Raw genomic sequence first — 24,014 nt, forward strand, 5'->3', positions numbered from 1 at the left:
CCTCACGCGCTATCGCTGGTTCCAGCGCCGAACAACCGGCTCGTCGAGATCATGCTCATAGCCGAGCACGCTTATGCTGGCGGTATCTAGCACGAACAGCGCGCCGTCTTGCGGCGGCAGGCCGAGCCAGCGCGCAGCCAGCACTCGCAGGAAATGCGAGCTTGAAAACACCAGGATGTTGCCATTGGCCTCGCGCAGCTGGCTGACGATGCGGTCCGCCCTCGAGCCGACATCCGCGGCTGACTCGCCCCTCGGGCAGCCGTCGCGAAAGAGACGCCAGCCTGGACGTTCGGCAAGGATTTGCTTGGTGGTCAATCCCTCATAGGCACCATAATCCCACTCCGCCAGATCGTCCTTCTTCACGCCCGAAGAGCCGAAGCCGGCCAGCGCACAGGTGTTGAAGGCGCGCTGCGACGGGCTCGACCACACCGCCGAGAAGGACAGGCCCTTTAGCCGCTCAGTGACCCGCCTCGCAGCGTCCTCGCCGGCCGGCGTCAGCGGTATGTCGGTCCGGCCGGTATGCTTTCCGGACGCACTCCACTCCGTCTCGCCATGCCGAACCAGATAGATTTCGGGAAACGCGCTCATCAGGGTGCCTTTCAAATGAATCCACCGTGACCATAGCGGCTTCCATAGCCTCTCCAACAGCCTGCATTGAGCTGACTGGCTTAACCCTTCCGCAAGTCAGCCCCTTGCCACCGGTGCCTATTTCATAGACAAACCCGTCGTAATGCGGAATCCGGCCGATCGTGGCCGTTTCCGTGCTGAGACGTGGCTTCCGGCTCTTGCCGACGTGCCGCAATCGGATAGGCGGAACACTGGAATGTCTGCGATCGAAGCCGACGCTCGCGCGCCGGAAAACCTTTGGCGTCGGGAAATCAGGGCGATGCTGGCGCTCGCCTGGCCGATGGTGCTGACCAATCTCGGCCAGACCGCGATGACCGCTACCGACGTCATGATGATGGGGCGGCTGGGGCCCGACACGCTGGCCAGCGGCGCGCTTGGCGCCAACCTCTATTTCATGCCGCTGATCTTTGGACTTGGCCTGATGCTGGCGACCTCGCCGATGATGGCGACCGAGCTCGGCCGTCGCCGCCACTCGGTGCGCGACCTGCGCCGCACCGTGCGCCAGGGTCTGTGGCTGGCGATCCTCATCTGCCTTCCGATATGGGCCCTTCTCTGGCACGGCGAGAGCGTGCTGCTGGCCATGGGTCAGGAGCCGGCGCTGGCGCACCAGGCGGGTATCTATCTGCGCTGGCTCGAATGGGCGGTGCTGCCCTTTTTCGGCTACATCGTCCTGCGCTCGTTCATTTCGGCGCTGGAGCGGCCGGGCTGGGCACTGATCATCGTTTTCGTTGCCGTCGCCTGCAACGCCTTTTTCAACTGGCTGTTCATGTTCGGCAATCTCGGCATCCAATCGATGGGCATCGCCGGCTCCGGCCTTGCCACCACGCTGTCCAGCACACTTATGTTCGCCGGCATGGCGGCGGTGGTGATGCTTGAGAAGAAATTTCGGCGCTATCGTCTGTTCGGACGCTTCTGGCGGGCCGACTGGCCGCGCTTCAAGGGCCTGCTGCGGCTCGGCCTGCCGATCGCGGGCCTGCTGGCCTTCGAGGTGACGATCTTCAACGCGGCGGCCTTTCTCATGGGCCTGATCGATGCGGCTTCGCTTGCCGCCCATGCGATCGCCATCCAGATCGCCTCGATCACCTTCATGGTGCCGCTCGGCCTCAACCAGGCGGTGACGGTGCGCGTCGGGCTCGCCCACGGCGCCGGCAATCCGGAAGGTGTCAGCCGGGCTGGCTGGACCGCCTATGTCGTCGGTGTCTCCTTCATGGCGCTGATGGGGCTGGTGATGATCTTGTGGCCGCATCTCTTGATCGGCGCCTTCATCGATGTGGGCAATCCGGCTAATGCCGAGGTGGTGGCGCTTGCCGTGTCGTTCCTCGCTTTTGCCGCGCTGTTCCAGGTTTTTGACGGCGCGCAGGCGGTAGCCAGCGGCATGCTGCGCGGCCTGCACGACACCAAGGTGCCGATGATCTACGCCGCGATCGGCTATTGGGGCATCGGCCTGCCGCTCGGCGTGCTGCTCGCCTTCCGTTTCGGCTTCCATGGCGTCGGCATCTGGATCGGCCTGTCGTCGGGACTGGCGGTGGTTGCTGCACTCCTGCTGGGGCGCTGGCTGCGGCGGGACAGAATCGCGCCGCCGCTGGTATTCGGGCGTTGAATTGCTGGTCGCCCGGCTCAGCGGGCCGCCGCCCGCTGCTCGAGCGAACGTGCGTATTGCGTTAGCGGGAAACACATGACGAAGAAGATCAGCGCTACCAGCCCATAGACTTTGAACGGTTCGAAGGTCGCATTGTTGATCGCGTTGGATGTCCTCACCAGCTCCTCGAAACCGATGATCGAGGTCAGCGCGGTCGACTTGATCAGCTGCACCAGGAAGCCGACGGTCGGCGCGCGGGTGATCGAAAACGCCTGCGGCAGGATGATCAGCCTGAGCTCCTGCAGGTAGTGCAGGCCGAGGCTGGCGCCGGCGTCCCACTGGCCGGGCGGCAGCGCATCGACGCCGCCGCGCCAGATCTCGGCGAGATAGGCGCTGGCGAAGAAGGTCAGGCCAAGCACCGCCGCGGTCCACGGCTCGATGCGCAAGCCAAGCATCGGCAAGCCGAAGAACATCAGGAAGAGCTGCATCAGCAGCGGTGTGCCCTGGAAAAGCGCGATGTAGCCGGAGGCAAGCCGCCGCGCCCATTTATTCTTGGCGATCCGGAAGAACAGCACGACCATACCAACCACGGCGCCGCCGACAAAGGCGGCCAACGACAAGAGCACCGTCCAGCGCGCGGCCAGTAGCAGGTTGCGCAGAATGTCCCAGAAGGTGAATTCGATCATGACACGCCGGCTCCAAGAAGCCGGCGGCCGCCGCCGACCAGCAGCCGGCGCAGCCCAATCGACAGGGCGAGATAGACCATCGTCACCACGAAATAGGTCTCGAAAGCCCGGAACGTGCGCGCCTGCAGCATGTCGGCTTCATAGGTCAGCTCGCGCACCGCGATCTGCGACACCACGGCGGATTCCAGCATCATGATGACGATCTGGCTGGTCAGCGCCGGATAGATCACCTTGAGCGCCTGCGGCAGCACGATCTTGATGAAGACCTGGCGTGGCCTGAGCCCAAGCGCCAGTGCCGCTTCCGTCTGCCCGGACGGCACCGCGTCGAGCCCGGCGCCAACGATCTCGATCGTGTAGGCGGCCATGTTGAGCGTCATCGCCAACATGGCCGCCAGCACCGGATCGAGCCTGACGCCGATGCTGGGCAGCCCGAAGAAGATGAAGAACAGCTGCACCAGGAACGGCGTGTTGCGGATCACCTCGACATACCAGCCGATCGCCCGCTTGAGCAGCAGCGGACCGTTCCGCCGCCCTGCCGCGCCGAGGATGCTGAGCAACGTTCCCGCCAGCGTGGTCACAGCGATCAGCAGGATCGTCGTGGCCGCGCCGCGCGCGATCGCCCCTGTCGCCCCGGCAAGCCAGCCGAAGTCGAGGCTATAGGTCACTGGCGGTTAATCCTTGAGATTGGCGGGATCGAGCGGTGTCTTCAGCCAGGCCTTCGAGCTTTCGTCCAGTTTGCCGTCGGCCAGCATCTTGGCGACCGCATCGTTGACCGCTTGTTTGAGGCGGTCTTCCTTCTTGTTGAGCCCGATATGCGAGGGCGAGGTGAGAAGCTGGAATTTCTGCTCCGGCTTCAGTTCCTCCTGGCGAGCCAGCACCTGGGCGCCGACATCGTTGCCGACCACCATCAGTTGGGTCTGGCCCGAGATGAACGCCTGGATGACGGAATTATAGTTGTCGAAACGGCGGATGTCGGCCGAGGCGGGTGCCGCCTCGGTCAGCGAGGTGTCCTCCAGCGTGCCGCGATTGACGGCGATCGACTTGTCGGCAAGGTCTTCCTTGCCTTTGACCGAGAGTGCTGCCGGGCCGATGACGGCGATGTAGTAGGGTGCGTAGGCGGCGGCGAAATCGATCACCTGCTCACGCTCCTTGGAGTAGCCGACGCTCATCAGCAGGTCGACGCGCTTGTCGGTCAGGTACGGAATGCGGTTCTGGCCGGTCACGCTGACCAGGTTGAGCTTGACCTTGAGCTGGTCGGCGATGGATTGCGCCACGTCGATGTCGTAGCCCTTGATGCTCATGTCGGCGCTGGCCGAGGAGAAGGGCGGGAAGTCGGAAAAGATGCCGACATTGATGGCACCGGCCTTGGCGATGTCGTCGATGGCGTCGGCATTGGCGGCCTGGGTGGTGAAAGCAAGACCGGTCGCGCCGAACATCAGCACGGCGACGATGGATGATTTGAGCTTCATGTGAAGTGTCATTGTCATTCCCCTGCTGGAAGCTTGTTTGTTGAATGCAACCGCCGGCTCCAGCGCGGCGGTCGCCTTTGGATTCTCTAGTGGACCATGATCTTTTCCGAAAACCGGTTCCCACTTTCGGGATCATGGTCGAGCTGCGTCAGCCTGCCCTGCCGGCAATCGCCGGGCTGAACACCATCAGGCTGAGGATCTCGAACAGCACCTGCGCGCCGGCATGCGCCGTGTTGGTGGTCGCGTCATATTGCGGCGCCACCTCGACGACGTCGCCGCCGACGATGTTGAGGCCCTTCAGGCCGCGCAGCAGCTCGAGCACTTCGCGCGTCGTCAGCCCGCCGACCTCCGGCGTGCCGGTGCCCGGTGCGAAGGCCGGATCGATGCTGTCGATGTCGAAGGAGACATAGGTCGGGCCGTCGCCGACTATCCTGCGCGCCTTCTCGATAATTGCGGGAATGCCGAGGCCGGTCACCTCTTCGGCATGCACCACGGTCATGCCGGACTCATAGGTGAACTCCCACAAATATTCGGCCGAGCCGCGAATGCCGATCTGGATGGTGCGGCTCGGGTCGAGCACGCCGTCCAGCACCGCGTTGCGGAACGGCCCGCCATGGTGGAACTTGGTCATGTCGAACAGGCCGCTGGTGTCGCAATGGGCGTCGATATGGATCATGCCCACCGGCGCCTTCTTGCCGACAGCCTTCAGGATCGGGTGGCTGATCGAATGGTCGCCGCCGACCGAAAGTGGAAGGACGCCGGCGTCGACGATCTGGTTGGTGCGGCGTTCGATGTCGTCATGGCTGGTCTCCAGCCGGTAGCGGCTCTGGAACGGCACGTCGCCGATGTCGGCGACCTTCAGCTCATGCGTCGGCGCGCATTCCAGCACATGATTGTAGGGGCCGATGCGCTCGATGGCGCGCAACGCCCTTGGCCCGAAACGGGCGCCCGGCCGGTTGGTGACGCCAAGATCCATCGGCACGCCGATCATTGCCACCTGCAGATCGCCGAAATCCGGATTGTCGGCGGCGATCTCACGATAAGGCGCCGCGAGGAAGGTCGGGATGCCGGAATAGGGCGCCAGCCGCGTGCCGGTCTTGGAGAAAATCTTGTCGGCGACACGCTGGAATTTCGGGTCGAACATTTCGCCGCCATGGCTCTCGCCATATTTGCGGCGCAACGCTTCGAGCTTGCCGCGGTCGTAACCCATGTCGGTCCTCCATGGCTGGTGCGGTGCGCGGACGGCGGCCTCGATAGCCGCAGCGTTGGCTGCCTGCAGATTTCACGTCTTGATGCAATGCCTGGGCAAAGTGTCCTGTAGCTGCATTGAAAAATCAATTGATATTGTTAGGGTGTTCGCTGTGAGAAAATCTCACAGAGTTCAGGTTCCAAATGGCCAAGCGTTTGCCACCGCTCAATCCGCTGCGCGCCTTCGAGGCGACGGCGCGCCATGCCTCGCTGAGTAAGGCGGCGGCCGAGCTGAACGTCACCCACGGCGCCATCAGTCATCAGATCAAGGCGCTCGAGCAATCATTGGGCGTCAAGCTGTTCGAGCGTGCCGGCCAGCGGGTGAAGCTGACGCCGCACGGCGCCGAGTTGCTGCCGGCGGTGTCGACCGCCTTCGACGGCATTGCCGCCGCCACGCAGCGCATGACACGGCCGGCCAGCACCGGCGCGCTGTCGGTATCGTGCGTGCCGGCTCTGCTGTTGCTGTGGATGATCCCGCGGCTGGGCAGCTTCACCTCGCAATATCCGGATATCAGGCTGACGCTGATCCCATCCAATGACGCCAAGGACGTCCGCGCCCCGCACATCGATGTCTGCGTGCACTATGGCGACGGCAGCTGGACCGACTGCTGGATGCGCAAATGGTCGGGTCTCGAACTGTTCCCGGTGGTCAGTCCGACGCTGATCAACAACCGCCCGATCCGCACCGTCCGCGACCTCGCCGATCACGTCTTCCTGCATGGCGATGACGGCCGCGAATGGCACACCTGGCTGGCCGCCGCCGACGCACTGGACCTCGAGCGCGGCCGCCGCCATCATCTCGGCGATGCGCGCATGGCGACCGAGGCCGCGGTTCACGGCCATGGCGTGGCGCTCGGCGATACGGTGACGGCAAGCGGACTGCTCGCCCGGGGTCTGCTTGTCGCCCCGTTCAGCCTTTCCGTGCCGGCGGTCGACGATTTCTACGTCGTCTGCCGCAACGAGATGCGGTCGGCGCCGATCGTGCAATTGTTCATCGACTGGCTGTTTGCCGAGAAAGAGCAGGCCGACCGCCGCGCCGACGCGCCGGTGGCAGGTCGCATCGGCATTCGCCGCAAGCGTCCAGCGCTCAAGGTGGTCGGCTCCAAGACCGCATCCTGAGGCCGAAACTGCCGCAGGCGCCGCTTGCCGCAGGGGCTTCTTTTTGTCGGGCCAGCCCGCAAAGCGGGAGGCGCGTTCAAAAATTCGATGCTAAGAGGCATTTGGAGCAATTCCAGGAAAAGTGCCCAGCGGTTTTCCATCCGGAATTGCGATAGACAAAAGCTAGAGCGAGCAGCGAAGGCGCATTGAGCGATGGCAAAGACCGATATAGCGCGGCGCGTCTACAACCACACCTGGAAGCTCGACCCGATCGTCCGTAGCTTGCTCGACACCGATTTCTACAAGCTTCTGATGCTGCAGATGATCTGGGGCATGTATCCCAAGGTCGACGCCACCTTCACGCTGATCAACCGAACCACCTCGGTCCGCCTTGCCGAGGAGATCGATGAGACGGAGCTGCGCGAGCAGCTCGACCATGCCCGCACCTTGCGCTTCTCGAAGAAAGAGATGATCTGGCTCGGCGGCAACACCTTCTATGGCCGCAAGCAGATCTTCGAACCGGAATTCCTCGCCTGGCTGGAAAATTTCCGACTGCCCGAATACGAGCTTTCCAAGCGCGACGGCCAATACGAACTCGCCTTCAGCGGCCCGTGGATGTACACGACGCTGTGGGAGATCCCGGCGCTGGCAATTATCAATGAACTTCGATCGCGCGCGGCCATGCGGGCGTTCGGGCCGTTCGCGCTCGACGTGCTCTATGCCCGCGCCAAGGCCAAGATGTGGGCCAAGACCGAGCGGCTGAAGGCGCTGCCCGGCATCCGCATCTCGGATTTCGGCACCCGCCGCCGCCATTCTTTCCTGTGGCAGCGCTGGTGCGTCGAAGCGTTGAAGGAGGGCATCGGCGAGGCCTTCACCGGCACCTCCAATGTGCTGCTCGCCATGGACAACGATCTCGAGGCGCTCGGCACCAACGCGCATGAACTGCCGATGGTGTTCGCCGCGCTCACCAATTCGGAAAAGGAATTGAAACAGTCGCCCTACAACGTGCTGCAGGACTGGCAGCGCTACTACGGCGGTAACTTGCTTATCGTACTGCCGGACACCTTCGGCACCGCGGCGTTCCTGCGCGATGCACCGGACTGGGTCGCCGACTGGACCGGCTTCCGCCCCGACAGCGCACCGCCGATCGAAGGCGGCGAGAAGATCATTTCCTGGTGGCGCGAAAAGGGCAAGGACCCCAAGCAGAAGCTGCTCATCTTCTCGGATGGGCTAGAGGTCGAGACCATCGAGGAGACCTACCGCCACTTCCGCGGCAAGGTGCGCATGTCCTTCGGCTGGGGCACCAACCTGACCAATGATTTCGAGGGCTGCGCGCCGACCGAGACCAACCGGCTAGACGCCATCTCGCTGGTCTGCAAGGTCACCGAAGCCAACGGCAGGCCGGCGGTCAAGCTTTCCGACAATCCGGCCAAGTCGACCGGCGACGAGAAAGAGATCGAGCGCTATTTGCGGATATTCGGCCAGAAGGATCGCGTGGAGCAACTGGTGAAAGTGTGAGGTGGGGGGACTCTTGCGTAGTATGAGTTCCTTCGCGCCCCCCTCTGTCCTGTCCGGCAGGACAGAGGGGGGCGCCGTAGAGCCCCGTCGTTACAGTCTAGCTCTCGTCGTTGTTGCCTTTGCATTCTCGCCCACTCCCGCCTTCGCCCATGCCTCCGACCGCGGCCACGTCCTGCTGCTTCCCACCGGTTACTACGCCGTGGGTGGCGCGCTCGCCGTTGCCGCCAGCTTCCTGATCCTCACTCTACTCCCGCCGGACTCCCTCGACCGCTTCTGGCGCAAACGCCTGCCGCTTTTCGCCTTTGGCGACGGCGCGCGGACTGCCGCCAGCCTGGTATCCTTTGCCGGCTTTGCAATTCTGATTGCCGCCGGCCTGTTCGGCAGCCGCGATCCGCTCTCCAATCCGCTGCCGCTGACCGTATGGACATTGCTCTGGGTTGGGTTGGCTCTGTTGCAGGGGTTGGCCGGCGATCTCTGGTCGTGGGCCAATCCGTGGTACGGGCCGTGCCGCGTCGTCTCGCACCGGTTCGGCAGATCGCAGCCGCAGTTGCTCCCCCAGTGGCTCGGCTATTGGCCGGCTTTCGTGCTGTTCTTCGCCTTCGCCTGGTTCGAGCTGATCGACCCTGCGCCCGACGATCCGGCGCGGCTGGCCTGGGCGGCCGGCGCCTATTGGCTGCTGAGCTTTGCCGCCATGCAGGTCTTCGGATACCGCGACTGGAGCCGGCGCGGCGAGTTCCTGACGGTGTTCTTTTCCATGGTAGGGCACTTCGCCATCGTCGAGCGCAACGAGGACGGCCGGCTCAAACTCTGCTGGCCGGGTGCCAAGCTGCTCGGCGCCGCGCCGCTACCGCTCAGCGGCGTCGCTTTCCTGCTGCTTGCGCTGTCGTCTGTGTCCTTCGACGGCCTGTCGAAAACCTTCTTCTGGCTAGGCTGGTTCGGCATCAATCCGCTGGAGTTTCCTGGACGCACCGCTTTGATCGGCATCGGCAGTTTCGGCCTTGCGCTGAGCTTTGCCGTGCTTGCAGCCGTGTTCGCGCTCGCCGTCTTTCTTGGCCAGCACCTTGCCGGCAGCAAGCATTCGCTCGGTCACGCCGCCGGGCTTTTGGTCTGGTCGATCGTACCGATCGCGCTCGCCTACCACTTCGCGCATTATCTGACGGCGCTGCTGGTCGACGGCCAATATGCGATTGCCGCTCTTTCCGACCCGCTTGCGCTGGGCTGGAACCTGTTCGGTACCGCCGACATGTCAATTGAAGCCGGCGTTGTCGCCGGCGCCGGCTCGGCGTGGTGGCTGTGGAACCTCCAGGCCGGCGTCATCATGGCCGGCCACATGCTTGCAGTGCTTGTCGCTCATGGCTTGGCCTGGCGGCTGCATCCCGGTCCGGCTCGCGCCGCGCTCAGCCAGTTCCCGCTCACCGTGCTGATGATTGCCTATACCGTGCTCGGCCTATGGCTGCTTGCGACGCCGAGCGCCGGATGAACGAGGTGCGCGATGGCCGTCAATCGAACCTTGGGGAAAGCTCGCTTGCCACGTCAGAGCTTTGGTGATTTAGTTTGTACACATGCAATTTTCGCCCCTCTTAACAAGAGTGGCCTGCCTGCTACAGCCATTGGTCAAAGCTCAAAAAAGGGGAACTGCCGTGACTGACAAGAATGGGTTTTTCGATCTCTCCAGATCCGCTCTCACCCGCCGCACGGCGCTGAAGGGCCTTGCCGCCGGCGCCGGTCTTGCCGTCGCGCCGGGTTTCGTGCGTTACAGCCAGGCGCAGAGCTCGGCGCCGATCAAGATCGGCTTTCAGTCGCACCGCACCGGCATCGGCGCCGCCTATGGCCGCTGGTACGAGAAGACCACGGCCGCTGCCGTCAAGGCTATCAACGATGCTGGCGGCATCAACGGCCGGCCGGTCGAGGTGATCATCGAGGATGACGGCACCGATCCCGGCCGGGGCGCCGAAGTCGTCGGCAAGTTCGCCTCCCAGCACAAGACCGACATCGTCTACGGCACGCTGTTTTCGCATGTCGTCATCGGCTCGGCGCCGGCCGCCGGCGAGGCCAAGATGCCCTATTTCGTCGTTAGCGAAGGCCACCACGTCGCGTCGACCAAGTTGAACCGCTACGTCTTCCAGCCCGGCATCACCGATGTGAAGAGCCAGATCCAGTCGATGGCGCCGTGGATTGCCGCCAATGCCGGCAAGAAGGTGACGCAGATATTTCCCGATTTCGCGTTCGGCTACGACCATCGCGACTACCTGCCGCCGGCCCTGAAGGCGCAAGGCGCCGAGGTTATCGCCCAGATCGCCATCCCCCCGACGGAATCCTCCTTCACCAAATATTTCCCGCAGATCCCCGCGGAGACTGAGGTGATCTACCACGTCATGGTCGGCCCGGCGGTGCTCACCTTCGTCAAGGAGCTCGGCGAGTTCTACGGCTCCAATCGGCCACAATTGTTCGGCTTCATCGATTCGCTCGAAGCTACGGACATCAACAGCCCCGGCCTCGAATTCCTCGACGGCAGCCATTTCTGGGAAGGCTCGCCGCGCTACGCCCAGCCCGACGATTCCCCCGCGCAGAAGGCCTATCGCGCCGCCGTCAGCATCGACGACAATGGTGCCGCCGTCGGCGACCCCAAGGACGTCTCCACCGCCGCGCATATGTTCGGCTGCTGGGAAACGCTCTATGTCGTCAAGAAGGCGATGGAAGATGCCGGCTACAAGGGCCCGGAAGACCGCGCCAAGCTGGTCGAGGCGACCGAGGCATTGACCGAGTTCGCCGAAGGGCCCGAGCATCCGCAGGGGCCGAAAACCTTCAACGGCAAGATCCACCAGTGTTTTGGCATCCAGAACATCTCCAAGGTCGAAGGCGGCCGGCTGAATGTCGTCCACAAGACCAAGATCGAGGACGGCCTCTACGAGCCGGAAGGGGATTACACGACGCAGGCGCTGTGAGCTTGGCTGCCGCAGCAAGCGTGAGCGCCAAGACACCCCCCTCTGGCCTTGCGGCCAGGCCGGCAGGCCAGAGGGGGGTGCTTTGCGCATCCGCCGGTGCTTAGCCGATGCACTTCGGACCTCACCTGCTCCTCGCCGCCCTCGAAGGTCTCGTCACCTCCGCCGTGCTGGCGCTGACGGCGCTCGGGTTGTCGCTGGTGTTCGGCGTCATGCGCGTTGTCAATGTCGCGCATGGCGAGTTCTTCATGCTGGGCGCGGTGCTTGCCTGGGCAATCTCTACGGCGATATCCGGCCATCCGGCGCTCGGCTTCCTGGCCGCCCTGGTGCTGGCGCCGCTGATCGTCGGCCTGATCGCGCTGGTCGCCGAACGGCTGGTGCTGCGCCGGCTCAACTACAATCCGGAAGCCACCATCGTCGCCACCATCGGCATGCTCTACATCATCCAGCAATTGGCGCTGACCTTCTACGGCCCGGAGGCGCGGCCGGTCGAGCCGCCGTTCAGCTACCGCATCCTCCTGCCGTGGTTCGGCTATTCCGGCTACAAGCTGTCGATCATCGCCGCGTCGGCGCTGCTGCTGATCGCGACCTGGCTGGTGCTGACGCGCACGAAAATCGGCCTCGTCATGCGCGCCACGCAATATGACAGCGAGACGGCGCAGGCCTTCGGCATCCCGGTGACCAGAGTCTATGCCGGCGTTTTCGCGCTCGGCGCCATCCTGGCGGCTGTGGCCGCGGTACTGATCGTGCCGATCAGCCAGGCGCATTATCTGATGGGGCAGGACCCGCTGCTGCTCTCGTTCATCGTCGTCATCATCGGCGGCCTCGGCTCGTTGCGCGGCACGGTGCTCGCCGCAGTGCTGATCGGACTGTCCGACGGCATTATCTCGGTGTTCTTCTCGCCGACGCTGGCCAAGATCATAGCCACCTTGCTTGTCGCCATGGTGCTGGTGTTCCGGCCGCAGGGCCTGTTCGGGACAGCATCGCGATGAAGGATGCTTCGCCGGCAAAGCCATATGCGCTGCATCTCGGCGTCATCGCCCTGCTTTTCGGGCTTAGTTTTGTCCTGCCGGAATATCATCACGGCCTGCTCGCCCGCATTATGGTGCTGGCGGTCTTCGCCATCGGCTACAATCTGCTGTTCGGCTATGTCGGGCTGCTCAGCCTCGGCCATGCCATGTTCTTTTCAGCCGGGCTCTATGGCGCCGGCCTTGCCGTCATCCATCTCGGCTGGAGCGTGCCGGCCGCCTTCGCAGCCGGGCTTGCCTGCGGCGCGCTGCTTGCGCTGGTGATCGGGCTGCTGGCGCTGCGCACCTCCGGCGTCGCCTTCATGATCGTCACCATGATGTTCGCTCAGGTATTTTATCTCCTCATTCTTTATTTCGCCGCCTGGACCGGCGGCGACCAGGGCTTGGTGGTGCCGCAGCCGATGCGGGTCCTTGTCCTGGGCAGCACGTCATTCGACCTCACCAACCCGACCGTGCGCTATATGAGTGCGCTGGCACTGTTCTCGATCGTGCTGCTCATAAGCCTGGCGATAGTCCGCTCCGGCTATGGCCGTGTGCTGGTCGCCATCCGCGAGAACGAGGAGCGGACCAAGATGCTCGGCTACGACACGTTCTCCAGCAAGCTTGCCGCCGTCGTCATCTCCGGCAGCATCTGCGCGGCTTCCGGCGCCGCCTATGCGCTGCTGTTCGGCTATGTCGGCTCGAGCTTCGCTTCGGTGCAGTATTCCATCCTGCCGCTGCTCTGGGTGCTGCTGGGCGGTGCCGCCACCACGCTCGGTCCGCTGATCGGCACGCTGTTCATGTATTATGTCATCGACGTCGCCAGCGGCTACACCTCGGCCTATCTGCTGATCGTCGGCATAGCGCTCATCCTGCTGGTGCTGTTCTTCCCGAGAGGCATTCTCGGCAGCATCCGCCAGCGCTGGCTCGGGTGGTTGCCATGATGCCGCTGCTTACCACCAAAGGCCTGTCGCGCAGTTTCGGCGGCTTGCGCGCCGTCGACGGCGTCGACTTCGCGCTGATGCCGGGCGAGATCCGCGCCATCATCGGCCCCAACGGTGCCGGCAAGACCACCTTCGTCAGCCTGGTCAGTGGCCGCATCCAGCCCTCGTCGGGCATGGTCGTCTTCGACGGCGCCGACATCACCAGCCTGCCTGCCTACGCCAGGGTTCGCCTTGGCATCGCCTACACGTTCCAGATCACCAGCGTCTTTGCCAATCTCAGCGCCTACGACAATGTTGCCCTGCCGGTGCAGCGCACGCTGACCGACGGCCGCTCGAAGGGCGCGGTTCACACCGGGGTCATGGCGGCTCTCGAGCGCACCGGCCTTGCCGACCGGGCGCAAATGCCGGCCGGGCAATTGTCCTACGGTCACCAGCGGCTGCTGGAAGTGGCAATGGGACTGGCACTGAAGCCGCGGCTGCTGATCCTCGACGAACCGACGCAAGGGCTGGCCGATAGCGAGATCGACAATTTCATCGAGTTGGTGCGCGAGATCGCCGATAGTGCCACCGTGCTTTTGATCGAGCACAACATGCCGGTGGTCATGCAGCTCGCCGACCGCATCACCGTCTTCAACGCCGGCCGGATCTTGGCTGAAGGCACGCCCGAGCAGATCCGCGCCAATGCCGCGGTGCAGGACGCCTATCTGGGGACCACCCATGGCTGAGGTCCAGTCCAAGGCCCAGTCCAAGACGTTGACCATATCCGGGCTCGATTGCTTCTATGGCGAAGTCCAGGTGCTCTATGGCTTGGATCTTGTGTTGAACGAGGGCGAGGTGCTCTGCCTGTTCGGCCGCAACGGCGCCGGCAAGACGACGACCCTGAAGGCGATCATGGGCCTGGTGCCGGCAAGCGCCGGCTCGATCCGGCTCGAAGCCCGGGAATTGACCGGCCTGCCGGCACATGAGGTGCCCAAGGCCGGCGTCGCCTACGTGCCGCAGGGCCGGCGGCTGTTCGCCGAGATGACTGTGGCGGAAAACATCGAGATCGGCCTGATGGCTCGCAACAAGGGCAAGGCGACGCGCGAGAACGTGCTCGATCTTTTCCCGCTGCTGCGCCAGCGCCTCAGGCAGCGTTCCGGCACGCTGTCCGGCGGCGAGCAGCAGATGCTGGCCATGGCCCGCGCCCTGTGTCTGGAACCGCAGGTGCTCCTGCTCGATGAACCGACCGAAGGGCTGATGCCGTCGATGATCGCCAAGATCCGCGAAACCGTGTCGAAACTGCGAGCGCTCGGCGTGTCGACAATTCTTGTCGAGCAGCGCGTCGACGCCGTGCTCTCGGTCGCAGACCGCGTTTGCTTCATCGAGAACGGCCGCAACCGCGAGACGGTCGATGTCGAGGAACTGCGTGCCGATCCCTCGGCGGTCCGTCGCTATGTCGGCGTCGGCTGATCAGGCAAAAAACAGCAAGCCGGCGAGCAGGAAAGTCGGGATCAGCACTGCGCCCGACCACGCCATATAGCCAAAGAAGCTCGGCATCTTGATGCCGCGATGCCTGGCAATGGCGTAGACCATGAAATTCGGCGCGTTGCCGACATAGGTGTTGGCGCCCATGAACACCGCGCCTGCCGAGATCGCCGCCAGCGTCGAGGCGAGCTCGGTCATCAGATGCTGTGCATCGCCGCCGGCCAGTTCGAAGAACACCAGATAGGTCGGCGCATTGTCGAGGAAGGACGACAGCGCTCCGGTCAGCCAGAAATACGCGAGATTGTCGGGCGCGCCGGTCGGCGAACTGACCAGCAGCACCAACGGCGCCAGCGCGCCGTCGAGGCCGGCCCGCAATATGGCGACGACCGGAACGATGCAGATGAAGATGCTGGCGAACAGCTTCGCCACCTCGGCGATCGGCCCCCAGCTGAAGGCGTTTGCGCCGCGAAACTCCTTCGGCGAGACGACAAGCGACATGAAGGCCAGTATCAGGATGACGGCGTCGCGCACCAGATTCTGCAGCTCGAGGCTGACGCCCTGAAAAGCGAAACTCACTCCCGGCTTCCAGGCAGCAGAAATCAGGATCGCGGCGATTACACCGGCCAGCAGCGGGATGTTGGCCAGGCCGCGGATGCGCACCTTGCTGTCGGGCGTCGGATCCTTGATCTTCGGCGCGCCTTCCTCCCGATGATGCATGATGATGTCGATCGCCAGGAAAACCATCAGCACCACGCCGGCGACGAACAGCGTCTCGGGCAACAGGTGAACTGTCGTCCAGAAGAAATCGACGCCGCGCAGAAAGCCGACGAACAGCGGCGGATCGCCGAGCGGCGTCAGCGAGCCGCCGATGTTGGACACCAGGAAGATGAAGAAGATGACGACATGGGCGTTGAAGCGCCGGTTATCGTTGGCGCGGATGAGCGGCCGGATCAGGATCATCGAGGCGCCGGTTGTGCCGATGATCGAGGCAAGCACCGCCCCGCCCAGCAACAGCCCGGCATTGACCAGCGGCGTGCCGTGTATGTTGCCGGCAACGAAGATGCCGCCCGAAATGGTGAACAGCGCAAACAGCAGGATGATGAACGACATGTATTCGGTGAGCAGCGCATGCAGCACCGCCTGCGTGGCCGACGGGATGCCGAAGGCGATTGCCAGCGGCCCGATCACCAATGCTGCCCAGAAGGCAGCGATCTTGCCGTAATGGTGCTCCCAGGCATGATGGAACAGCAGCGGGCCGGTCGCGATGCAAAGCAACAGCCCGGCAAACGGCAACACCCACCACAGCGACATGGCGGCGCCCGGCAATTCGTGCGCTTCGGCCGCGAGAACCGCTCCCGGAGAAAGGATTGCGGCAATAAGTGCAGCACCTGCCGTCAACGCCGCAAACCGCATGAAGCCCCTCAAAAGGTTCGGCTGGATGACGTTCAAATCAGTGCCACGCCGGCATCGCGCATCCGGCCCAGCATCGTCTCCATGGAGCCGTTGAGATCGATGCCGCGGCAGGCGTCGAGCCGCACCGACGTTGCAAAGCCGAGCTTGACCGCGTCGAGCGCCGAAAAGGCGACGCAGAAATCCGTCGCCAGGCCGACCAGGGTCAGCGTATCGATATTCCGCTCCCGGAGATAGCCGGCAAGGCCGGTCGGCGTCGTCCGGTCGTTCTCGAAGAATGCCGAATAGCTGTCGATCGCAGGACGGAACCCCTTGCGGATCACCAGCTCGGCCTTGCTCCAGGCCAAGCCGGAATGGAAGTCCGAACCAAGGCTGCCCTGGATGCAGTGATCAGGCCACAGCGTCTGCTCGCCATAAGGCATGTCGATCGTTTCGAACGGTCGCTTGCCGGGGTGGCTGGAGGCAAAGCTCGAATGGCCGGCAGGGTGCCAGTCCTGCGTCAGCAGGACGTGCTCGGTCCGCCGGATCAGATCATTGACCAACGGCACGATTTCGTCACCACCGGCCACTTCCAGGGCGCCACCTGGGCAGAAATCGTTCTGCAGGTCGATAATGACAAGCGCTTTGTCGGCCATGGAGCCTCCTTATTTTCTTCGTCCTGAGCTTAGGCTCCAATGAAAACGCGACCGGACGCAGAAACTTGACCAGATGGCCGGCTGCGTCAACCTCTCACGGCATAACAAATGCGTTCCGGGCGCACCGGTGCCAACAGCCGTGCAAACTCTGGCTTTGACAATTCCTGCCGGCTTGATATCATTTGCATACGAATGAATTTCCTGCCTTGAATGCTCGGGAAAGTCTTTCGGCAGGATCCCCTCTCGGGAAGCCCATTCTGGGAAGGCAAAGCGTGATCCGTTACGCAAAACCCACGACGGTCGACGACGCCCTCGCGTTGCTGGGCGAAGGACAATGGCGCATCCTTGCCGGCGGCACCGATTTTTACCCGGCACAGGGCAGCAAGCCTTTCCGCGACAATATCCTCGACATCAATGGCTTGGCGGCATTGCGCGGCATTGCCGAAGCCGAAAACCATTGGCTCATTGGCGCCCGCACCGCCTGGACCGATCTCGTCCGTCATCCACTGCCGGCGGCCTTCGACGCGCTGAAGCAGGCGGCGCGGGAAGTCGGCTCGGTGCAGATCCAAAACGTTGCCTCGATAGCCGGCAATCTCTGCAATGCCTCGCCGGCCGCCGACGGTGTGCCGGCGCTGCTGGTGCTCGATGCCGAAGTCGAACTGCGTTCCTCGGTCGCGACCCGGCATCTGCCCCTTGCAAAGTTCATCCTTGGCAACCGTCGCACCGCTCTGCAGTCCGGCGAAATGGTGACGGCAATCCGTATTCCCAAACCTGCTACCGCCGGCGGCTCCGCCTTCGTGAAACTCGGCGCGCGGCGTTATCTCGTCATCTCCATCGCCATGGCCGCCGCACGCCTGGCCGTCGAAAATGGTATCGTCAGGAACGCGGCCGTCGCCGTCGGGTCCTGCTCGACACTCGCCAGGCGCCTGGCGAGTGTCGAGGCGGCGCTGCACGGCCTGCCCGTCGGCCCCGCGCTGGCCACTGCGATCCAATCCGCGCCGATGGACGAGCTGTCGCCGATCGGCGACGTACGCGGCAGCGCCGAATATCGGCTGGATGCGGCGCGCGAGATCGTCGTCCGTGCTGTGCTTGGTGCTGTGGGCGCAATCCCTGGCGAAAGGGCGGTGGCCTGATGGGGATGGAGCGCGCCGACATCGCCTTCGAGGTCAATGGCGCCGCCGTCAGCGTTTGCGTGCCGCCGGTGCGGCGGCTGTCCGCGGTGTTGCGCGACGAGCTGCGGCTGACCGGCACCAAGGTCGGCTGTGATGCCGGCGATTGCGGCGCCTGCACGGTGCTGGTCGACGGCGAGCCGGTCTGCGCCTGCCTGATGCCCGCGGCTTCCGCCTCCGGCACCGTCGTGACGACCGTCGAAGGTCTCGGCAATGGCAGGCTGTCGGCACTGCAGGCCTCGTTTCTCAGCCATGGCGCAGCACAGTGCGGCGCCTGCACGCCCGGCCTGCTGGTCGCCGCAACGGCACTCCTGGACAGGACGCCTTACCCGAGCGAGGCTGAAACGCAGGATGCGCTCGGCGGTGTACTCTGCCGCTGCACCGGCTACCGCAAGATCGTCGCGGCGGTGATGGATGCTTGGCGCCACGACGGCGGTCTCGATCAGCGCATGCCATCCTCTGGCCATGCCGTCGGCTCCTCCCCGATCCGCCTCGATGGCGTGCCGAAAGTCACTGGCGGCGAAAAATTCGGCGGCGATTCCTTCCCCGCCGATGCGCTGTCGGTGCTGGTGGTCCGCTCACCGCACTATCATGCCGCCTTCAGCTTCGGCGATCTCGGCAGCTGGGTGAAATCCCGTCCCGGCATTGCCGGCGTCTTCACCGCCGCCGACATTCCGGGAAAGAATTGTTTCGGCGTCATCGCGCCCTTCGCCGACCAGCCGGCGCTGGCCGAAGGGGTTTCGCGCTTTCGCGGCGAGGCGGTGGCGCTGGTTGCCGGCGAACGCGAGGCTATCCTCGATCTCGACCTGGCCGATTTCCCTGTCAGTTGGACCGAGTTGCCGCATTTTCTGGAAACTGGCGAAGCGCAGGCCGGCGGCGCGCCACTGGTCCATGAAAACCGGCCCGCGAACCTGCTCACCTCCGGCTTTGTCGAGCGTGGCGACCCCGAAGCCGCGCTTGCCGGTGCGGCTTTCGTCGTTTCTGGCGCCATCGACACCTCCTATGTCGAGCACGCCTATATCGAACCGGAAGCCGGCTATGCCTTCATGGACGGCGACACGCTGGTCGTCGTCGCCTGCACGCAGGCGCCCTATATGGACCGTGACGACACGGCAAAAGTGCTCGGCCTTACCCCGGAAAAGGTGCGCATCGTGCCGACCGCGACCGGCGGCGGCTTCGGCTCGAAGCTCGACGTCTCGCTGCAACCGCTCATCGGCCTCGTCGCCATGAAAACCGGCCGGCCGGCGGCGCTCGCCTACAGCCGCACCGAATCGATGATCTCGACCACCAAGCGCCATCCGGCCCTGATGAGAGCGAGCATCGGCGCCGATGCCGACGGCCGTGTCACCGGCATGGTCTTCGCCGGCGATTTCAACACCGGCGCCTATGCCAGCTGGGGGCCGACGGTCGCCAACCGCGTGCCGGTGCACGCCTCCGGCCCCTATGCTACGCCGAACTATCGCGCCGAAGGCCGTGCCATCCACACCAACGGCCCGATTGCCGGCGCCTTTCGCGGTTTCGGCGTGCCGCAGGCGACGATCATGCAGGAGACCCTCTATGACGAGCTGGCCGACAAGCTCGGCATGGATCGGCTCGCCTTTCGCCTGAAGAACTGCCTTCGGAACGGATCCGAAACAGTTACCGGGCAGCGGCTTGAGTCGGGTGTCGGCATCGCCGACTGCCTGGAGGCCCTCCGTTCACATTGGCAGCGTGCCGTTCGCGATGCCGAAGCGTTCAATGCCGGTAGCAGCATCAAAAAACGCGGCGTCGGCATCGCTTCTTGCTGGTACGGCTGCGGCAACACCTCGCTGCCCAATCCGTCGACCATCAAGGTCGGCATCTCGATATCGGGCGAAGTCGTCCTGCATCAGGGGGCGGTCGATATCGGGCAAGGCTCCAACACCGTCATCGCGCAGATCTGCGCCGACGCGTTGGGTCTGCAATTGGAGAAGTTGCGGCTGAAAGGCGCTGATACGGCGATCACCCCCGACGCCGGCAAGACCTCGGCCTCGCGCCAGACTTTCGTCACCGGCAAGGCCGCCGAAAAGGCCGGCCGCGCCTTGCGCGAGGAGATCTTGCGTTTTGCCAATGTCTCGCAAAAGGCGGCGATTGCGCTGGACGGCACAAGCCTGAGCATTAGGGAAGGCGAAGCGACGCGCCGCATCGATCTTTCCTCGCTGAAGGCAGACGCCGAAGGTTTTGTCTTCCGGGCCGAGGAAAGCTACGACCCGCCGACACAGCCGCTCGATGCAAAAGGTCAGGGCAAGCCTTACGCCGTCTATGGTTATGGCGCTCAGATCGCCGAACTGGAGGTCGATCTCAAGCTCGGCACCGTGAAGCTGATAAAAATCACCGCCGCCCACGATGTCGGCAAGGCCATCAATCCCTTGCTTGCCGAGGGCCAGATTGAGGGTGGCATCGCCCAGGGCATCGGCATGGCGCTGATGGAAGAATATATCCCCGGCCGCACCGAAAACCTGCACGACTATCTGATCCCGACGATCGGCGACGTGCCGCCGATCGAGACCATCCTGATAGAAGTTCCGGATCCGGAAGGACCCTTCGGGGCCAAGGGGTTGGGCGAGCATGTGCTGATTCCGACGGCGCCGGCGATCCTCAACGCCATCCGCCATGCAACAGGTGTGCTGGTCACCAAAATTCCGGCGACGCCGACCCGCATCCGCGCCGCCATCCTCGACAAGGAGGCGCCCCGATGAGCGAGCTTGCCGAACGCTTCGAGACGCATGATCCCGGCGAGAAGCTGGTGGCCGAGAAGATCCGCTGCGATGCCTGTCCGGTCATGTGCTACATCGCCGATGGCCGCACCGGCGCCTGCGACCGCTACGGCAATGTTGGCGGCAGGATCGTGCGGATGGATCCGCTGACCATCCTCGATCACGCGGCCGAGACCGGAGCCGCAATCGTACCCTTTGCCGAAGAAGGCGAGGCATGGAACGGCGAACTGGTCAACACCGGCCGCCGCTTCGTCACCGCCATCGGCGCCGGCACCACCTATCCCGATTACAAGCCGGCGCCCTTCATCGTCAGCCAGGAGGTCGAAGGCGTCGATCTGGTCACCGTCGTCACCGAGGGCATCTTCTCCTATTGCGGCGTCAAGGTGAAGATCGACACCGACCGTCATATCGGCCCCGAAACGGCGACGGTCCGTGCCCAAGGCGAGGCGATCGGCCATGTCACCACCGGCGAATACGGCTCGCAGATGCTGTCGCTGGGCGGCGTGCATCATTTGACCGGCGGCTCGAAGGCTGAAGGGCGCGCCACCTGCGACGCCATGCTCGCCCTGTGCAACCGCAAACCGGTCGAACTCGTCATCGACGGCGGCGCCACCGTCATCGTCGAAGCCGGCAAGCCGCCGGTCATCGACGGCAAGCTCGAGCAGCGCATGCGCGTCGGCTGCGGTTCGGCCACCATAGGCATGTTCGCGACCCAATGGCGCGGCCTTGTCGACGAGGTGGTGGTGGTCGATGACCACATCACCGGCGTCGTCTCCGAGCATCAGGCCGGCAAGGTGCTTGGCTGGCAGGATACCGGCATCAAGATCATCGGCCGCCGTTCGACGCCGGGCCGTTATTTCAAGGTGTCGGAGCCCGGCCTCGGCTGGGGCGGCACCAGTATCTCCGACCCGCTGTCGATCCTTGGTGAATGGAACGCCAAAAAGGGTGCGCGCCCCGGCATGTCGCTGCTGATGGTCTCGACCACCGGCGAGCAATTCGCCTATTACGAGCTCGACGACGAATTGAAGCCTGTGCAGAAACCGTTCCCGGAGCGGCTGCGGAAGTCGGTTGAACTGATCGAGGACAATTGTGAGCCGGCGCTCTGCACCGTGCTTTTCGTCGGCGGCGCCGGCGGCTCGCTGCGCGCCGGCGTCACCGAGAACCCGGTCAATCTGACCCGCTCGGTGCAGGGCCTCAAGACCTATGTGACGGTCGGCGGCGCGCCGGTCTATGTCTGGCCGGGCGGCGGCATCACGCTGATGGTCGACGTCACCCGCGTGCCGGAAGGCGCCTTCGGCTATGTGCCGACGCCGGCGCTGGTGGCGCCGATCGAGTTCACCATGCGCCGCGACGATTATGTCAGGCTTGGCGGCTACGAAGCCGAAATCCGCAGCGTCGACGATATCCTGGCCAAGGGCGGCGAATATCTCAATCCGCGCCGCGGCACGGCCGCACCCCGGGACAATCCCTGGCCGCCGCTGGCTCAGTTGCGTCGCGCGGCCGCAAACGGGGCCGGGCGATGAACGGCCCGCAGGCGCATTGGCTCGAGGACGGCCGGAGGCTTCACCTCAATCATGGGCCGATCGACCTGATCGTCGAGGCCTTCGGCGAGGCAAGCGAATGCCGGACTGCCTATGGCCAGGCAGTGGCGCGCTTCCAGCCAATCCTGGTTGAACTGGTCGAAGAGCTGCCCGAACTACGGCGCCCGGCCGCCTCGCGGCCACGTCCTTTCGCTGGCCCGACGGCGCGCCGCATGGAAGCGGCGGTCGTTCCGCTAGCGAAACAATTTATCACACCGATGGCGGCCGTCGCCGGCTCGGTAGCCGACGAAGTGCTTGGGGCGCTGCTTGCCGGCCGCCGGCTCGAGCGCGCCTATGTCAACAATGGCGGCGACAGCGCGATCCATCTCGGCAGCGGGCAGTCGATGACGCTTGCCATTGCCGGGACAGGTCATGGGCTGGCAGATCGTCTCACGATCCGCGCCGAAGACGGGATCCGCGGCGTCGCGACCAGCGGCTGGCGCGGCCGCTCCTTTTCGCTGGGCATCGCAGACGCGGTCACGGTGCTGGCGCGGACGGGTGCTGAAGCCGATGCCGCCGCGACCTTGATCGCCAACGCCGTCGACCTGCCCGGTCATCCAGCCGTTAGGCGCGTACGGGCGCGCGATCTCGCGCCTGACAGCGATCTCGGCGACCGTTTGGTGACGCAGGGCGTGGGGCCGCTTTCCGCCGCTGAAATCGCTATTGCACTCGAAAGTGGATTTGCCGTTGCCGAGGAGTTTCGGCGGCGCGGCCTGATTGCCGCCGCGGCGCTTTTCCTCGGCGGTCAGGCGCGCATCGCAGGTCCGATGGCGCTCGCCGATAAAGCTTTAGAGAGGGAAATTGCTCATGCCTGAGTTTCCGATCCGCAAGATCGCCGTGCTGACCGAAGAGATTTTTCACGAGGGCGGGCCGGTGGCGAAGGTGCCGCGGCGCCGCGCCGCGGCCATGGCTGTGGTCAAGAACCCGTTCGCCGGCCGTTACGTCGAGGAACTGCAGAGCGCCATGGAGGATTTGAAGCCGCTCGGGCTGCTGCTCTCCGACAGGCTTATTGCCGCATTGGGCGGCGACGTGAAACAGATCGACGGTTACGGCAAGGGCGCCATCGTCGGCATGGCGGGCGAGCTGGAGCATGGCGCGCTGTGGCATGTGCCGGGCGGCTATGCCATGCGCGAGCGGCTCGGCGACGCCAAGGCGATCGTGCCGTCGGCAAAGAAGGTCGGCGCTTTCGGTGCGCGGCTCGATGTGCCGCTCGGCCACATCAACGCCGCCTATGTGCGCAGCCATTTCGATGCCATGGAAATCGGCATCAGCGATGGCCCGCGTCCCGACGAGATCCTGTTCTGCCTCGCAATGACCTGCGGCCCGCGTGTGCACGACCGCATGGGCGGGCTGGCGGCCAAGGATATCAAGGCATGGGACGGGCTGCGGTGAGCGCCGAAGACAATCTGCTCAAGCTGGTCGAGGCCGAGGAACCTGACGAGAACGACTATCGCTTGCAGGAGCAGGTCGGCTTCATCCTGCGCAAGGCGCATCAGCGCCATGTCTCGATCTTCGCCGCACACATCGCCGATCTGACGCCGCCGCAATTTGCCGCTTTGGCCAAATTGCGCGATGTTGGCGAGACCTCGCAGAACCAGCTTGGCAGCCTGATCGCCATGGATGCGGCGACCGTGAAGGGCGTCATCGACCGGCTGAAAGCGCGTGGCTTTGTCGAACTTAGCAAACACGAAGTCGACAAACGGCGCCTGCTGGTCAATCTGACGGCCGAGGGTCGCGACGCGATCGAGCGGCTGATCCCGCTTGCCCGCGAGATCACGCAGGAAACGCTGGCGCCGCTTTCCGCCAAGGAGGCGGCCATTTTCATGAAGCTGCTGGCCAAGCTGGCTTAATCTGCTGCCTGCCGGCGTTTGATTGTTGTTCCTGCCGGGCGCTGAACGCCCGG

At 64.3% G+C, this 24,014-nt stretch carries 22 protein-coding genes; 15 read left to right on the forward strand and 7 right to left on the reverse strand.

Going from position 1 to position 24,014, the window contains the following annotated elements:
- Positions 1–9 precede the first annotated feature (9 nt).
- A complete protein-coding gene (locus tag NKJ72_RS10770) occupies positions 10–591 on the reverse strand; it encodes a histidine phosphatase family protein (protein ID WP_352477101.1) in 582 nt (193 codons plus the stop codon).
- A gap of 232 nt (positions 592–823) precedes the next feature.
- Between NKJ72_RS10770 and NKJ72_RS10775 the strand changes: the two genes are divergently transcribed.
- Positions 824–2,227 (forward strand): MATE family efflux transporter, encoded by a 1,404-nt coding sequence (locus NKJ72_RS10775; protein ID WP_352476999.1) that lies wholly within the window; start codon positions 824–826, stop codon positions 2,225–2,227.
- A 17-nt stretch (positions 2,228–2,244) separates the two neighbouring features.
- On the opposite strand, the gene NKJ72_RS10780 is transcribed toward NKJ72_RS10775, so the two are convergent.
- The 4 genes from NKJ72_RS10780 to speB all read right to left on the reverse strand — a co-directional run bounded on the left by NKJ72_RS10780 (position 2,245) and on the right by speB (position 5,571).
- Positions 2,245–2,892 carry an amino acid ABC transporter permease gene (locus NKJ72_RS10780; RefSeq protein ID WP_352477000.1) on the reverse strand — a complete coding sequence of 216 codons (648 nt, stop codon included), beginning with the start codon at positions 2,890–2,892 and terminating at the stop codon, positions 2,245–2,247.
- On the reverse strand, positions 2,889–3,557 hold the full coding sequence (locus NKJ72_RS10785) for an amino acid ABC transporter permease (RefSeq protein ID WP_352477001.1): 669 nt from the start codon (positions 3,555–3,557) through the stop codon (positions 2,889–2,891). The genes NKJ72_RS10780 and NKJ72_RS10785 overlap by 4 nt, the downstream gene beginning before the upstream one ends.
- A gap of 6 nt (positions 3,558–3,563) precedes the next feature.
- A complete protein-coding gene (locus tag NKJ72_RS10790) occupies positions 3,564–4,373 on the reverse strand; it encodes a transporter substrate-binding domain-containing protein (RefSeq protein ID WP_352477002.1) in 810 nt (269 codons plus the stop codon).
- Positions 4,374–4,509: 136 nt separating this feature from the next.
- A complete protein-coding gene (speB, locus tag NKJ72_RS10795) occupies positions 4,510–5,571 on the reverse strand; it encodes an agmatinase (protein WP_352477003.1) in 1,062 nt (353 codons plus the stop codon).
- A gap of 182 nt (positions 5,572–5,753) precedes the next feature.
- Here speB and gcvA point away from each other — a divergent pair, with 182 nt between their 5' ends.
- The 8 genes from gcvA (at position 5,754) to NKJ72_RS10835 (ending at position 14,567) form a co-directional block, all read left to right on the forward strand.
- The gene (gene gcvA / locus NKJ72_RS10800; protein WP_352477004.1) at positions 5,754–6,728 is read left to right on the forward strand and encodes a transcriptional regulator GcvA; all 975 of its coding nucleotides are present in this window, start codon (positions 5,754–5,756) and stop codon (positions 6,726–6,728) included.
- A 192-nt stretch (positions 6,729–6,920) separates the two neighbouring features.
- Positions 6,921–8,225 carry a nicotinate phosphoribosyltransferase gene (pncB, locus tag NKJ72_RS10805; RefSeq protein WP_352477005.1) on the forward strand — a complete coding sequence of 435 codons (1,305 nt, stop codon included), beginning with the start codon at positions 6,921–6,923 and terminating at the stop codon, positions 8,223–8,225.
- A gap of 22 nt (positions 8,226–8,247) precedes the next feature.
- A complete protein-coding gene (locus NKJ72_RS10810) occupies positions 8,248–9,705 on the forward strand; it encodes a hypothetical protein (protein ID WP_352477006.1) in 1,458 nt (485 codons plus the stop codon).
- 160 nt (positions 9,706–9,865) lie between these two features.
- A complete protein-coding gene (locus NKJ72_RS10815) occupies positions 9,866–11,170 on the forward strand; it encodes an ABC transporter substrate-binding protein (protein ID WP_352477007.1) in 1,305 nt (434 codons plus the stop codon).
- Positions 11,171–11,277: 107 nt separating this feature from the next.
- Positions 11,278–12,159 (forward strand): branched-chain amino acid ABC transporter permease, encoded by an 882-nt coding sequence (locus NKJ72_RS10820; protein ID WP_352477008.1) that lies wholly within the window; start codon positions 11,278–11,280, stop codon positions 12,157–12,159.
- Complete coding sequence (locus tag NKJ72_RS10825) at positions 12,156–13,118, forward strand: branched-chain amino acid ABC transporter permease (protein WP_352477009.1); 963 nt, start codon at positions 12,156–12,158, stop codon at positions 13,116–13,118. Before NKJ72_RS10820 ends, NKJ72_RS10825 begins: the two co-directional genes overlap by 4 nt.
- Complete coding sequence (locus NKJ72_RS10830; RefSeq protein WP_352477010.1) at positions 13,115–13,843, forward strand: ABC transporter ATP-binding protein; 729 nt, start codon at positions 13,115–13,117, stop codon at positions 13,841–13,843. The genes NKJ72_RS10825 and NKJ72_RS10830 overlap by 4 nt, the downstream gene beginning before the upstream one ends.
- Positions 13,836–14,567: an ABC transporter ATP-binding protein gene (locus NKJ72_RS10835; RefSeq protein WP_352477011.1), complete on the forward strand. Its 732-nt coding sequence runs from the start codon at positions 13,836–13,838 to the stop codon at positions 14,565–14,567. Before NKJ72_RS10830 ends, NKJ72_RS10835 begins: the two co-directional genes overlap by 8 nt.
- Here the strand turns inward: NKJ72_RS10835 and NKJ72_RS10840 are convergent, their stop codons facing one another.
- Together NKJ72_RS10840 and pncA are read right to left on the reverse strand one after the other, a co-directional pair.
- Positions 14,568–15,995: a sodium:proton antiporter gene (locus NKJ72_RS10840; RefSeq protein WP_352477012.1), complete on the reverse strand. Its 1,428-nt coding sequence runs from the start codon at positions 15,993–15,995 to the stop codon at positions 14,568–14,570.
- A 32-nt stretch (positions 15,996–16,027) separates the two neighbouring features.
- On the reverse strand, positions 16,028–16,627 hold the full coding sequence (gene pncA, locus NKJ72_RS10845; protein WP_352477013.1) for a bifunctional nicotinamidase/pyrazinamidase: 600 nt from the start codon (positions 16,625–16,627) through the stop codon (positions 16,028–16,030).
- Between the two features lie 272 nt (positions 16,628–16,899).
- Here pncA and NKJ72_RS10850 point away from each other — a divergent pair, with 272 nt between their 5' ends.
- The 6 genes from NKJ72_RS10850 to NKJ72_RS10875 are packed head-to-tail and all read left to right on the forward strand — an operon-like array spanning position 16,900 to position 23,961.
- On the forward strand, positions 16,900–17,760 hold the full coding sequence (locus tag NKJ72_RS10850; protein WP_352477014.1) for an FAD binding domain-containing protein: 861 nt from the start codon (positions 16,900–16,902) through the stop codon (positions 17,758–17,760).
- Entirely contained in the window at positions 17,760–20,513 is a 2,754-nt protein-coding gene (locus NKJ72_RS10855) for a molybdopterin-dependent oxidoreductase (RefSeq protein WP_352477016.1), read from the forward strand. The genes NKJ72_RS10850 and NKJ72_RS10855 overlap by 1 nt, the downstream gene beginning before the upstream one ends.
- Complete coding sequence (locus NKJ72_RS10860) at positions 20,510–22,054, forward strand: 6-hydroxynicotinate reductase (RefSeq protein ID WP_352477017.1); 1,545 nt, start codon at positions 20,510–20,512, stop codon at positions 22,052–22,054. The genes NKJ72_RS10855 and NKJ72_RS10860 overlap by 4 nt, the downstream gene beginning before the upstream one ends.
- Positions 22,051–22,926, forward strand: coding sequence for a UPF0280 family protein (locus NKJ72_RS10865; protein WP_352477018.1), 876 nt, complete (start codon positions 22,051–22,053; stop codon positions 22,924–22,926). The genes NKJ72_RS10860 and NKJ72_RS10865 overlap by 4 nt, the downstream gene beginning before the upstream one ends.
- On the forward strand, positions 22,919–23,503 hold the full coding sequence (locus NKJ72_RS10870) for an amino acid synthesis family protein (RefSeq protein WP_352467809.1): 585 nt from the start codon (positions 22,919–22,921) through the stop codon (positions 23,501–23,503). The genes NKJ72_RS10865 and NKJ72_RS10870 overlap by 8 nt, the downstream gene beginning before the upstream one ends.
- Positions 23,500–23,961, forward strand: a complete 462-nt coding sequence (locus tag NKJ72_RS10875; RefSeq protein ID WP_023718174.1) for a MarR family winged helix-turn-helix transcriptional regulator — start codon at positions 23,500–23,502, stop codon at positions 23,959–23,961. The genes NKJ72_RS10870 and NKJ72_RS10875 overlap by 4 nt, the downstream gene beginning before the upstream one ends.
- The last annotated feature ends 53 nt before the right edge of the window (positions 23,962–24,014 follow it).

It is taken from the genome of Mesorhizobium sp. M0045, assembly GCF_040323385.1.
Lineage (GTDB): Bacteria > Pseudomonadota > Alphaproteobacteria > Rhizobiales > Rhizobiaceae > Mesorhizobium.